Genomic DNA, 11,850 nt, shown 5'->3' with positions numbered 1-11,850 from the left:
TTTTTATATCAAAAAAGTGGTATTTTATTAATAATGTTTCTTTACGAATAGAGTTTGTAGAATGTCTTTAATGGAAAAGGAATTTTTAGAGAAAATAGAGAAGCATAAAGGTGTTATCTTCAAGATCTCTAAAATGTATATGGACGATCGGGATGATCAGAATGATCTCTATCAGGAGATCATTTATCAGGCCTGGAAATCATACGGCGATTTCCAAAGAAGAAGCGACTTCTCAACATGGCTCTACAGAACTGCACTTAATACAGCCATCGTATTTCTCCGTAGCGAAAAAAAACGTAGTTTTATACAAAATCAGGGCATAGAGAATCTTGTTGTTCCGCAGGAGTCCTATAATGATGCGGATGACAGAAATATGAAGTTAATGTATGAAGCTATCCATCAGCTCAGCCCTATAGACAAAGCACTGATTTTTTTCTTTTTGGAAGATTTTTCAGGTAAAGAAATAGCCAGCCAGTTGGGTATAACTGAAGTAAATGCGCGCGTAAAACTGAACAGGGCTAAAGCAAAACTGAAGGAAATTATCGAAAAGCAAAAGAACAAATCGGATTTAAAACAAAACAAATGGAGTTAGAAAATTTTAAAGAACTTTGGGATAAGGATAACAGGCAGGATCTGCCTGAGATTTCTTTGGAAAAGCAAGGGGAAATTCATTCTCCCATGCAGATGCTGAAGCTCAATATGCAAACGGAATTCTGGCTGATGCTCGTCACCCTGCCTATGCTTCTTATAGGATTTCCCTTTGCTGCGAGGGATACAAATATCATTATTATATCAGGTTTTGTAGTTGCTCTGACACTGGCTTTTATCATCTACTTCTATTCCCGTTTTCTCAAACTTTACAAAATATTATGCAAAAGCGGGATTAATACCAATTATGATCTGTTTAACCTGAAAACGCAGCTTTTAATATCAAAAGAAATCTATATTTCCTACTATATCTCTTATATTCCTCTTGCTTTTCTGCTATCCCTTATCCAGATCAATTTCCATTTTGAGATAAAATATAACCTCGCTATTTTCGGGGTGAGTTTCTTGATTACGCTGATGCTGGTGTGGTTTATTATAAAATATTGGATATATTATATGTACGGCAGGTACATAGAAGATGTGGTACGTCTGGTGGATGAACTGAATGGAGTAGAATTAGGACCCAAGAAAATACGGGGAAATTCATGGTTTGAACGTTCCCAGAAATTTTTTATCAAAAAGTTCGGGCTTAAGGGGAATATTCTGAACACCGTCCTGTGGTTTGTTTCGGTATATATCTTTATTATTACATTTTTAACAATTGTCCTTGTCCTTTTCATAGTCATTGGTGTGAAACTGCACTTTATTGATATTTATTCTCTTCAAAAAGCTTTAAATGATCTGAATTAAAGACTAAAAACATAAACCAGAACCTGGCAAGCAATTGTCAGGTTTTTTATTATCTATAGATTGTTGCAGTAAATGCCTTGAATAATAGATTTTTATGAGCCCTGAATAAAATAAGAGAATCAAAATTTATTTTTTAATGTAATTTTTTCTTAAAAAAGTGTAACATTTTCATTTTTATCCTACTAACTATTATAAGCAGAAAAATGTTGGCTCCTATTTTGTGATTGCCAATCTAAACTGACTGTTCAATTTTAGTAAAAATACTTCGTAAGTAATTATTAATTAGAAATTATTTCGTTACAAAAAGTCTGTTTCATAGACAGATGTGGAGTAGAGCTTAAAAAAACACACAACCAACCCGACAGGAAATTTCTGTTGGGTTTTTTAATGCATCTGTAGTCGATCAAATTTTAAATAAAAATCAGGAGTCCGGCAGAAGTTTTATTTTATAAAAATATCTGTAACAATTTTTTACATTTAAAACTAACTCTATAGAGCCCGAAACCATGAACTTACCAGAGCAGGAATTTTTAGACAAAATTGAGAAACATAAAGGAATCATTTTCAAGATTTCTAAAATGTATATGTCCGAAAAAGACGACCGCGATGATCTTTTTCAGGAAATCACTTACCAGCTCTGGAAAGCATATCCCCATTTCAGGGGGCAGAGTGAATTTTCTACCTGGCTGTACAGAATTGCACTCAATACCGCTATTATTTTTCTGAAATCAGAGAAAAAAAGAAGCTTTATTTCTAATGAGGATTTCTCAGGATATAAAATTATGCAGGACGATTATGATTATGGGAAGGAAGAGAAACTGGCTCAGATGTATGAGGCAATCCGGCAGTTAAATTCCATCGATAAAGCTTTTATTTTTTATTATCTGGAAGATTTTTCGGGAAAAGAAATTGCAGAGCAGATGGGAATTTCCGAAGGCAATGCAAGGGTAAGAATGAACCGCGCTAAAAATAAACTGAAAGATATTTTAAACAAATCATAATTTTTAAATCAGTACCAATGAATATAGATGAATTAAAAAATGTATGGAATGAGGATGTTTTCCAGAAAACCCCCGAAATAAGTATTGAACAGAGAAATAAGATCAACCTTCCGCTGGAAAAGATACGTAAAAATATGCGTATGGAATTTTGGTTTGTGATTGGAGTTTTTATTTTCTCATTTATAGTATGTGCTTTCTGCAGACCCTTTAAGCTTCAGTTCTACATCACTGTTCTTGTAGCATCAATGCTTGTTGTTACGATCTTCTTTTTCAGTAAGTTTTTCAGGCTTTACAACGATATCAGCAATCCTATGCTAAAAACCTATGATTCTTTAAAGGATCTGGTTATGCAGGTCAATCTTAACAAACAGTATTACTTATCCTATTATCTGAGTTTTGTACCTTTTATTGTCTGCGAAATGATCATTGTAATAGAATTCATACCGTGGCCACAGCCAATGAGCGAAATGAAAATTGCCGTGATTCTGATAAGCTCGGTCATCATTGGGCTTTTTGCACTCTTTATATCCGGGAAATTCTGGTTTTACCGTTATTACGGAAGATATATTGTGCATATTGAAGAGCTTTTAAAAGAGCTAAAAAGGTGAAAAAGGTTTCGGCGGGCTGAAAGCCCGCCGAAACTATATAAACTATCTGTTTTGTTTTTCCCTGGCGATTTCTTGTTTCACCCATTCCAGTTGCGGATCCTTTTTATTAATAATGTCCTGCATACTTTCTTTAATGGTGACATCCGGAGAAACACCTCTTTTTGTATTTTGAAAATCAATGTTGGGTTGTACCAGCAATAGTCCTATCGGGAAATTGATCCTTGAGTGAGGAAGTTTCTGGTAAGAATAAAACCCGGCTACAGTTCCGTCATTGGCGCCTCCCGTTTCTTCGCCTACCAGAATCGCTCTTTTGTCATATTTCAGTTTTGCGGTGATAATTGAGGAGGCAGAAAAGCTTCCACCGTTGATCAGTACAAATACTTTACCCTGGAAAGCATCCTTTTTAGGTTTTGTAGGTTTGGCTGCTTTCATTTTGTAGTATACTTTTCCGTCCTTTTTATAAGTGCTGAAAGTTTGTGCAAATACATACGTGGGATAGGCAAGGCTTTTAAAAGCATACTGAAAAGGAGAGCTTTTCCTGAAATAGTTGGTTTTAAGCGGAGTAATCCTTGAGGTAAGCTGTGAAGGCTTTATCAGTATATAAGGTTCCGGGGCAAGATAAGAGTACAGGTTATTGATCTCGTGTAGAGATCCGCCATAATTGTTGCGGACATCTATAATTAAATAACTGGAACCTGCGTTTTTTATTTTTTCGAATGTTTCTTTATAAAACCGGTCCGAATAATCGCTTGAAAAGCTTTGGATCTTTAAATAAGCTGTGGTACTGTCTTTATCCAGAAATTTAAAATTTCGGTTATAAGAATCAGTAAAGGCTACATAATCATTGACTTTCTTTTCCGGAGTTCGTTTTTCCTGTTCTTTATCTTTTTCCAGGTCAGTTTTGGATTTAGATTCCCGGTGGAGAATATATACTTGTTTTTTGCCGTTGTAAAGAGTTTCCAGATAGGCTTTGTCTGCAAAACCATTTTCTGCCGTATAAAAGTTAAAAAAAACATCCTTTAAAAAATAAGGCTGAAAGGTGTTATTATACCCGTCACTGCTGATCAGGGCGCGGTATTTCTTTATATATTCGGATACAGGAATATGGTTGATTGATACTACTTCAGTCCCAGGTTTTATATCATTTATAGAATCTTTGTTTTGAACGATAAACAGATGATTGTCTTTTATATAATATTCGAAACGGCTGAACATTCCCTTTTTGTGTTCCAAAGATTTGATTTCCTTCTTGGAAAATTTTTTTCTGGGGATTCTCAATGCAAGATGTCCCTCACGGATGTCTGCAACTACAGGCTGGAGTTTAAAATAAAACTGGAGCGGGGTTAGCGGTTGGTCGATGGTTTGTTTAAGACTGTCAAATTTATAGTCAAGGTCTTTTTTAGAGATATACCAATAAAGCTGCGGATGCATTTTCTGAAGCTTTAGATAGGCGTAATCTATATCTTCTTTAAGTTCTTCAGTACCAATGCATGCAGTACTCCGCTCATTATGTCTTCTGACAGATGAGCATGAAGAAAGTGCTGCAGCCAGCAGTATGATCGAATAATTTTTCAACGTGTTTTGAATTTTTTTCAATCGGCTAAGTTAAAAAAGTTAACATAATTCTGACTCAAATAAATAATAAATTATTCAAAAACCTTTATAAATTAAGTTAAAAAAATACTTCAATTTTTAGGTTAAACCAAAAGTAAATACCTTTGCCTCTTTTGCAGATGATGTATTTGATTTTACTAACCGGAATTCTGATAGCGGTTTACCTTATAGTGATGAATATGCCTGCTTTCGGGACAAAACCTGAAGGCAGACGACTGGAACGTATCAGAAGATCAAAACTTTACAGAAACGGGAAATTCCAAAACATCAGCCATACTCCGCCTGTAGCAGAAGGATATAGTACCATAAAAGTTACTTATGATTTTATCCTCGGAAAAAAACATCCCCTTCTAAAACCCCTGAAATCTATTCCTTCTATTCATACAGATTTAAAAAAAATCCGGAAAGATCAGGACGTTTTTATCTGGCTGGGACATTCATCCTATTACCTGCAGACGGATGGCATTTCTTTTCTTGTAGATCCTGTACTGAGTGAATATGGTTCCCCGTTTAAGTATTTTAACAAAGCTTTTAAAGGCTCGGATATATTTAAGCCGGAAGATATCCCCGATCTGGATTATCTTGTGATTACCCATGACCATTTTGACCATCTGGATTATCCCACTGTAAAGTCGATCAAAGATCGGACAGGAATGGCAATAGTACCTTTAGGTGTCGGGGCTCATCTGGAAAGATGGGGCTACCGTGAGGAAAGTTTAATTGAAGAAGAATGGGGAGCCCAGGTTCTTTTGAAAAATAATCTGAAACTTACCTTTACGCCGGCAAGACATTTTTCAGGAAGAAAGATAAAGCAGAACAATACGCTTTGGACATCATATGTTTTGGAAACTCCTACAAAAAAGATATTTCTGGGTGGTGACAGCGGCTATGATTCCCATTTCGAAGCAATAGGCCGTGAATTCGGGCCTTTTGACTATGCTGTTCTGGAGAACGGACAATATGATGAGGCCTGGCGATATATCCATGCGCTTCCCGAAGATGTAATTCAAGCCGCTCTTGACCTTAAGGCAGAAAATATTATTCCTGTACATTCCTCAAAATTTGCACTGGCACTTCATCCATGGAATGAGCCGCTTCAGAAAATAACAGGCTTAGCAAAAGAAAAAGGGCTTCATATACTTACCCCGATGATTGGGGAAGTTTTAGATATGAACAGCAAACACCATCAATTCAGGGAATGGTGGGAAGAATAACTCAGGCATGCCAGATGTCTTTATATCTTGCAGGATGATTTTCAAACTGCTGGCGCACAAAATCACATTCAGGGTCTACCAGAAGATCTTTCTCCTCAGAATAACGGACCAGTTCGTCCAGAAGCATTTTGGCATATCCGTGGCCTTCACGTTCTTCGTTGATTTTGGTGTAATAAACAATCAGCAGCCTGCCGTCTATCTTTATTGACATATATCCAGCTTTTTCTCCATCAATTAACAGCTGCAGTTCATCTTGATATGGTGATATTTCAAACTTTATATTTTCCATAATAATTAAGATTTGGTTGGGTTAAATGACTTGCTTCATTTCAATTGTAAAGTATTTACTAATCTGGCAACATTATAATCCGTCCGGATTTGAAATTCTTCTTTTAAAATTACAAATTAAAATAATACAAAACAGAGCTTTTTCCGGAACTTAACAAATTTTAAGCTCTTTTCAGCCTTAAAGCAAGGTGATATAGTGAAATAATGCATGGAAATTAAGACATTTTTATTGATAAAAATTAAGTAATAATTTATCGTATTATATAATTCTGAAAAGATAATTTTCGTATCGGGAAAGAAAATTAAGTGTATTATTTAGTTCAGATTTTCAATGAGTTATATTTTATTTAACAAACATTGGGAATGTAAAAAAAGGACTTGGCATTTTAATTGACTATCCTAAAGCAGTTTAACTTTAAAACAAGCTAAAAGATGAAAAAATTATTAATCGCATTAATGCTTGCAGGCACATTTGGCCTCACTTATGCACAATCGGATTATTATAATGACTACAGAAGAAGTATAGCGGATATCAACTGGCAGACAGTAGCTGCAGATCTTTTGCTTTCTGCGACACAAACCAATCAGCTGAATTCTTTAAACGACAGGTATCGTGACTACGATTCATGGAACAGGGTATACGTAAGCAATCCCGACCGTTGGAGGGAAGACCGTTACTATGAGATTGAAAGAATTCTTGGAAGAGAAAAATATGCCAAGTTTAAAAATAAATACTATAAAGGTCAAAACCCGGTAGCTGTTTATAACCGTAATAAAAACAATTACAAAAAATATAATTCCAAACAATACAAAGAGTACAGAAAGGAATATAAAAAGGAACAGAAGGAACATGAGAAACATGGGAAACATCATTAAGTCTCCAATATCAACTATATTCAATCTAAATGGCCGGCATTTGCCGGCTGTTTTTGTTTTGTGGATCGGAAATATCTATTTATTTGTTTGAATTTTATAACTTAGTACTATGGAATCTAAAGAAACAATAAAAGAATTTTATTTACGGTATGCTCCTAAGGAAAAGATAGATGTCGCAGTGTCTGGAATAGGACATTTTAATGTCTTTTCGCGCGACAGCTGCTCATTAGTATCACCTTACAGCAGGAGAGACTATTATAAAATTTCGCTCATCATAGGAAAAGGAAAGCTTCATTACGCAGACAAATGGATTCATGTAGACCGCCCGGCACTTTTATTTTCCAATCCTGTGGTTCCTTACTCCTGGGAAGCAGATGACGAGGATCAAAAAGGCTGGTTCTGTCTGTTTACAGACCAGTTTCTGCAGAATGGGACACGTATTGGAAACCTCATGGATTCGAAGCTTTTTAAAATAGGAGGAACCCCCGTTTTCTTTGTTGACGAAGATCAGCAAGCCATCATTTCCGGTCTTTTCACCAAAATGATGACCGAAATTCAGACAGAATATATGCACAAATACGATATGCTTCGGGCCTGCCTTCATCTTATGATTCATGAAACCATGAAAATGCAGCCTGCAGAAAGCTTTGAGCCTTATCAGAATGCTTCTCACCGGGTAGCATCACTGTTTATGGAGCTGTTGGAGAGGCAATTTCCGATTGACAGCCCCGAAGCATTTCTCAAACTGAAAACACCCAATGACTATGCGCAGAATCTTTCTATCCATGTCAATTCTTTAAACCGTGCAGTTAAAGAAATGACCGGGAAAACGACAAGCCAGCAGATTGCTTCCAGGATCATTCAGGAGGCCAATGCTTTGCTTAAACATACAGACTGGAATATTTCCGAGATTGCCTATGGATTGGGATTTGAAGAACCTGCCTATTTTACCAATTTCTTTAAAAAACAAACCGGATTGGCTCCCAATGAAGTCAGAACAACAGTTGTTTGAATTTTATAATTCTTAGTTTGAATTCTATATTCTGTTCACCCGATTCTTGTTCTAATTTTGTCTTATCAAATTTAAAATCACAGCAATTATGAAATTCAGAAAATTAGGAAACACAGGAGAGCAGTTATCAGCAATAGGTTTGGGATGTATGGGGATGAGCTTTGCCTATGGCCCGGCAGATGAGCAGGAAAGCATCAATACTTTGCATAAAGCATTAGATTTAGGAATAAACTTCTGGGATACCGCAGATATGTATGCTGCCGGAGAGAACGAGAAATTAATCTCAAAAGTTCTGGTTCCGAACCGCGATAAGATCTTTATTGCTACCAAATTCGGATTCAGGTTTAAAGATGGGAAACCAAGCCACAGCGGAGCTCCCGGAACTTATTTTGACGGTTCACCGGAATGGATCAGGCAGGCAGTGGATTTAAGTCTTCAGAGACTTAAAATCGATACCATTGATCTTTATTATGCCCATAGGGTAGATCCAAATGTTCCGGTGGAAGAAACGGTAGGCGCAATGGCAGAACTCGTTAAAGAAGGGAAAGTGAAATACCTTGGTTTGTCAGAGGCATCCGCAGAATCTATCAGAAAAGCAAATAAAATTCATCCGATTACAGCACTGCAGTCAGAATATTCTATCCTTACTAAAGACATAGAAAAAGAAATACTCCCTACCATCAGGGAATTGGGTATCACATTAGTTCCTTATTCTCCTCTGGCGAGAGGACTTTTTGCCAACATCAATGAAGTACAGAATTTCGGCGATGAGGATTTTAGAAAAACCTTGCCGCGATATCAGGCAGAATATCTTGAAAACAACAAAAATCTTGCAAGAGAAATCAATGAATTTGCAGCGTCCAAAGGGATAAAAGGAACCCAGCTGGCTTTAGCCTGGGTTTTGAACCAGGGAGGAGATATTATTCCGATTCCGGGAACTAAACGCATCAAATATCTTCAGGAGAATATTGAAGCAGTGAATATCGATCTTTCACCGTCAGATTTAGAAACAATTGATGCACTTTTGAAAAAATATCCTAACGTAGGCGAAAGATATACAGAAGGCTCGATGAAATTGGTGAATAACTAAAAAATATACCTACAGACTCCTGAATAACATCCAGGAGTCTGTGTTTTTAAACATACACATTTGATTATGAACAGAAGAGAACTTTTAAAAAGTGGACTGATGGCCGGAGCATTAAGCTTTGTCCCTTTTTCTGATGTTTTTGCAGGTGCCAAAATACTTCCGCCCAATACTGAGGAAGATCTTTCGGCATTTAAAAAGATAAAATTTGGTGAGCTGGAACTTTTCATTCTTACGGACGGATACATTCACGAGAAAAGCGTCGATACATTTGCCCCAAGAGCAGATATTTCCCTGTTAAAAACAATTTTAAGGGATAATTTCCGTTCCGACGACTCTATAGACATGGCGATGAACCTAATGCTCGTCAAAACAAAAGACAGGCTTATTTTACTGGATGCCGGGATGGGGATCTTTGCAGATGAAAGAACAGGATTTATCCTGAAAAGCTTACAGAAAGCCGGATTTTCTCCAAAAGATATTACAGATGTTTTTATTTCCCATGCTCATCCCGATCACATTGGCGGGATAGTAGATAAACAGAATAATCTGGTTTTTCCCAATGCAGATTTCCATATCTCCAAAATTGAATATGATTTCTGGCTGCAGGCATCCATTAAAGATTTTAAAAACAGTTTTTTAAAGAATCAGCCGGAATTCCTTAACCAGATCATTCCGCCTGTTCAGAATATTCTGAAAACCATCCGTCCAAAGCTGAAATTTTATGATTTTAAAAAGCCTTTGTTTGAACATTTCAGTTTTCAGCTGGCTCCGGGACATACACCCGGCCTTACGGTCATGATGATTTCTTCAGGCACTGAGAAGCTGATGTATATTGCAGACCTGATCCACTCTGATATTATTCTTTTCCCACACCCTGAATGGGGATTTTCAGGAGATACAGATCTGGATATTGCTGCGGAATCCCGTAAGAAATTACTTAATCAGCTGGCAGATACCAGAACCAAGGCTTTTGCATATCATCTTCCGTGGCCGGGCCTTGGCTTTACCAAGAAAAAGGATGCGGCTTTTGAATGGATTCCGGAGATTTTTATGAACTAATATTCACTAACGGATTCAACTTAAATTTTCTACGACATAGTTTTAATGATAAATCCTCCCATTTCCGGGAGGATTTGTTGATTGAAATCCCCAACCAAAGGAATATACCCGTAGAAAATGAAAAAGTAATATTACCTGATTGGGGGAAACATAAATAGAATTTTTATTATGATCAGTTGATCAAAACTGATCGTCTGAATTTTTCTCTGCAAATGTGGTCACATTTTTACTGAATTGGAAGCAGGGCATGTAAGAGATTCGGAATTTCTAACCTTCAAGTAAGCATCTCAAAGCCGGCTCCTGCTACGCTTCTCCAAAAATAAGGTCAGGAGAATACAGCTTTCTGAACATGATATAGGTTACAGAAAGTACGATGAAGGCAACTACCGCATCAATAGTGGCTGCAGACCCAAGCACTGCAATTTTGGAAAAGAAAGCAAAGATTATATCGAAAAACATTCCGGCAAATACCCATTCTTTTAGTCTTAGTAAACGGTTGGGCAGGAGAAGCACCAGGACTCCGGACAGTTTGAATACACCAAGGATATAAATAAAATGAGGCGGATAACCAAGCTGTCGTGTGATGTCCCAAACCACAGGATTTTTGGTAAGCTCAAAAAAGCCGCTTGCTCCAAACCATAATGACATAAAAATTGCTCCTGACCAGTAGATGATTTTTGTTGTTTTTGTTTTCATTGTTTTATTATTTTAAAATTTTGTTGTTGTTTGTTGAATAATCGTGTTTAGAAATACTAAGGCATTCATTTTATAAAAAATTGAATTCTAGTGCTATAAAAAGTATTTTTGAATTGTAAAAACTTAAGTCCTGAATTTTCCAGCAGGATTTATTGAATTGCTGTTTTCGAAACCCCTGAAATTTTTCCTGTTTTCAGATTCTGAACAAACCCGATGACTTCCCAGTTGCTGGGAGAGAAATTCTCAGGAAGTTTAAAATTCGTTGACCCTTCCGGGTTGTCTTTAAGTGAGACCAAATTTTGCTGATGGACAATCTGCCAATGCTGAAGGTGATGGCCTTCATTTTCACCTCCTCCCACCTGGGTTGATGATTTCTTTTCAATCAGGCTGATGAGTAATTTGTTTTGAGGATCAGTTTTAGCAGTTTTATAACTTACATCAATAGTTTTGTGTGAAATGTTTGCTGAAAGACTTATGGAGCTGTTTTTAGCATCAGACAATACATTTTGTAATGCATTTTCTATTGAATTCCTATCAGAACCCACAAATTCTTCCTTTCCATTCACAACGAGCTGCGGAGTGTAAGTCTGCGACTGAAGAAGGCGGCTGTACAATTGCTGGCGTTGGGAATTTTCTGCGCTGCTGAACCTGTCTTTCCATCCCATGCGGTTCCAGTAGTCTACGTGGTATGAAAGAATATAAACCGGCCGGTTCTGGTATTCTTTTCCGATCTGTCCCATCAGCTCATCAGCAGGTGGACAGCTTGAACAGCCTTCGGAAGTGAAAAGTTCCATAACGGCAAATCCATGGTTTTCAGAAGGAAAAGCTGGCTCCGCTTTCTTCATCTCCTCTTTGTGTATAAATGCAGAAGCAGCAAACATCAAAGTGGTAAAAGCACTTACGGTAAATAGATTTTTTAGAATCATAACTTTTAAATTTGATTCAAAAGTAGATTCATTTTAAAGGCAAAAGAATATAAAAAAGGGTCAGCCGG

Annotated in this window: 13 protein-coding genes; 9 read left to right on the top strand and 4 right to left on the bottom strand. The window is 36.9% G+C overall.

Going from position 1 to position 11,850, the window contains the following annotated elements:
* Window positions 1-61: 61 nt before the first annotated feature.
* From ACM40_RS05365 to ACM40_RS05350, 4 genes are all read left to right on the top strand, one after another.
* On the top strand, window positions 62-592 hold the full coding sequence (locus ACM40_RS05365) for an RNA polymerase sigma factor (RefSeq protein ID WP_048501821.1): 531 nt from the start codon (window positions 62-64) through the stop codon (window positions 590-592).
* Complete coding sequence (locus tag ACM40_RS05360) at window positions 583-1,398, top strand: hypothetical protein (protein WP_048501820.1); 816 nt, start codon at window positions 583-585, stop codon at window positions 1,396-1,398. Before ACM40_RS05365 ends, ACM40_RS05360 begins: the two co-directional genes overlap by 10 nt.
* A gap of 506 nt (window positions 1,399-1,904) precedes the next feature.
* Window positions 1,905-2,399, top strand: a complete 495-nt coding sequence (locus ACM40_RS05355) for an RNA polymerase sigma factor (protein ID WP_048501819.1) — start codon at window positions 1,905-1,907, stop codon at window positions 2,397-2,399.
* A 17-nt stretch (window positions 2,400-2,416) separates the two neighbouring features.
* The gene (locus tag ACM40_RS05350; RefSeq protein WP_048501818.1) at window positions 2,417-3,007 is read left to right on the top strand and encodes a hypothetical protein; all 591 of its coding nucleotides are present in this window, start codon (window positions 2,417-2,419) and stop codon (window positions 3,005-3,007) included.
* 42 nt (window positions 3,008-3,049) lie between these two features.
* On the opposite strand, the gene ACM40_RS05345 is transcribed toward ACM40_RS05350, so the two are convergent.
* Complete coding sequence (locus ACM40_RS05345) at window positions 3,050-4,603, bottom strand: S41 family peptidase (RefSeq protein WP_228376143.1); 1,554 nt, start codon at window positions 4,601-4,603, stop codon at window positions 3,050-3,052.
* A gap of 140 nt (window positions 4,604-4,743) precedes the next feature.
* Between ACM40_RS05345 and ACM40_RS05340 the strand changes: the two genes are divergently transcribed.
* Window positions 4,744-5,835, top strand: a complete 1,092-nt coding sequence (locus tag ACM40_RS05340; RefSeq protein WP_316932871.1) for an MBL fold metallo-hydrolase — start codon at window positions 4,744-4,746, stop codon at window positions 5,833-5,835.
* A gap of 1 nt (window position 5,836) precedes the next feature.
* Here the strand turns inward: ACM40_RS05340 and ACM40_RS05335 are convergent, their stop codons facing one another.
* Window positions 5,837-6,124, bottom strand: coding sequence for a GNAT family N-acetyltransferase (locus tag ACM40_RS05335; protein WP_040994411.1), 288 nt, complete (start codon window positions 6,122-6,124; stop codon window positions 5,837-5,839).
* A 431-nt stretch (window positions 6,125-6,555) separates the two neighbouring features.
* Between ACM40_RS05335 and ACM40_RS05330 the strand changes: the two genes are divergently transcribed.
* The 4 genes from ACM40_RS05330 (at window position 6,556) to ACM40_RS05315 (ending at window position 10,160) form a co-directional block, all read left to right on the top strand.
* Window positions 6,556-6,999 (top strand): hypothetical protein, encoded by a 444-nt coding sequence (locus tag ACM40_RS05330; RefSeq protein WP_048501816.1) that lies wholly within the window; start codon window positions 6,556-6,558, stop codon window positions 6,997-6,999.
* A 109-nt stretch (window positions 7,000-7,108) separates the two neighbouring features.
* The gene (locus ACM40_RS05325) at window positions 7,109-8,011 is read left to right on the top strand and encodes a helix-turn-helix domain-containing protein (RefSeq protein ID WP_048501815.1); all 903 of its coding nucleotides are present in this window, start codon (window positions 7,109-7,111) and stop codon (window positions 8,009-8,011) included.
* 88 nt (window positions 8,012-8,099) lie between these two features.
* A complete protein-coding gene (locus ACM40_RS05320) occupies window positions 8,100-9,101 on the top strand; it encodes an aldo/keto reductase (RefSeq protein WP_048501814.1) in 1,002 nt (333 codons plus the stop codon).
* A 66-nt stretch (window positions 9,102-9,167) separates the two neighbouring features.
* Entirely contained in the window at window positions 9,168-10,160 is a 993-nt protein-coding gene (locus tag ACM40_RS05315; protein ID WP_048501813.1) for an MBL fold metallo-hydrolase, read from the top strand.
* A gap of 303 nt (window positions 10,161-10,463) precedes the next feature.
* Here the strand turns inward: ACM40_RS05315 and ACM40_RS05305 are convergent, their stop codons facing one another.
* Together ACM40_RS05305 and ACM40_RS05300 are read right to left on the bottom strand one after the other, a co-directional pair.
* Window positions 10,464-10,856, bottom strand: a complete 393-nt coding sequence (locus ACM40_RS05305) for a DoxX family protein (RefSeq protein WP_048501811.1) — start codon at window positions 10,854-10,856, stop codon at window positions 10,464-10,466.
* Between the two features lie 149 nt (window positions 10,857-11,005).
* Window positions 11,006-11,782, bottom strand: a complete 777-nt coding sequence (locus ACM40_RS05300; protein ID WP_048501810.1) for a DUF1223 domain-containing protein — start codon at window positions 11,780-11,782, stop codon at window positions 11,006-11,008.
* Between the last annotated feature and the right edge of the window lie 68 nt (window positions 11,783-11,850).

Source organism: Chryseobacterium sp. BLS98, assembly GCF_001045445.1.
In the GTDB taxonomy this organism is placed as follows: domain Bacteria; phylum Bacteroidota; class Bacteroidia; order Flavobacteriales; family Weeksellaceae; genus Chryseobacterium.
The sequence above is the reverse complement of the archived record's forward strand: the minus strand, read 5'-3'. Positions and strand labels throughout refer to the sequence as shown.

Bases quoted from the DNA above. Each gene is read 5' to 3' on its own strand.
- ACM40_RS05365 (WP_048501821.1), top strand. From the start codon at position 62: ATGTCTTTAATGGAAAAGGAATTTTTAGAGAAAATAGAGAAGCATAAA.
- ACM40_RS05305 (WP_048501811.1), bottom strand. From the start codon at position 10,856: ATGAAAACAAAAACAACAAAAATCATCTACTGGTCAGGAGCAATTTTT.
- ACM40_RS05355 (WP_048501819.1), top strand. From the start codon at position 1,905: ATGAACTTACCAGAGCAGGAATTTTTAGACAAAATTGAGAAACATAAA.
- ACM40_RS05300 (WP_048501810.1), bottom strand. From the start codon at position 11,782: ATGATTCTAAAAAATCTATTTACCGTAAGTGCTTTTACCACTTTGATG.
- ACM40_RS05360 (WP_048501820.1), top strand. From the start codon at position 583: ATGGAGTTAGAAAATTTTAAAGAACTTTGGGATAAGGATAACAGGCAG.
- ACM40_RS05325 (WP_048501815.1), top strand. From the start codon at position 7,109: ATGGAATCTAAAGAAACAATAAAAGAATTTTATTTACGGTATGCTCCT.
- ACM40_RS05320 (WP_048501814.1), top strand. From the start codon at position 8,100: ATGAAATTCAGAAAATTAGGAAACACAGGAGAGCAGTTATCAGCAATA.
- ACM40_RS05315 (WP_048501813.1), top strand. From the start codon at position 9,168: ATGAACAGAAGAGAACTTTTAAAAAGTGGACTGATGGCCGGAGCATTA.
- ACM40_RS05330 (WP_048501816.1), top strand. From the start codon at position 6,556: ATGAAAAAATTATTAATCGCATTAATGCTTGCAGGCACATTTGGCCTC.
- ACM40_RS05350 (WP_048501818.1), top strand. From the start codon at position 2,417: ATGAATATAGATGAATTAAAAAATGTATGGAATGAGGATGTTTTCCAG.
- ACM40_RS05335 (WP_040994411.1), bottom strand. From the start codon at position 6,124: ATGGAAAATATAAAGTTTGAAATATCACCATATCAAGATGAACTGCAG.
- ACM40_RS05340 (WP_316932871.1), top strand. From the start codon at position 4,744: ATGTATTTGATTTTACTAACCGGAATTCTGATAGCGGTTTACCTTATA.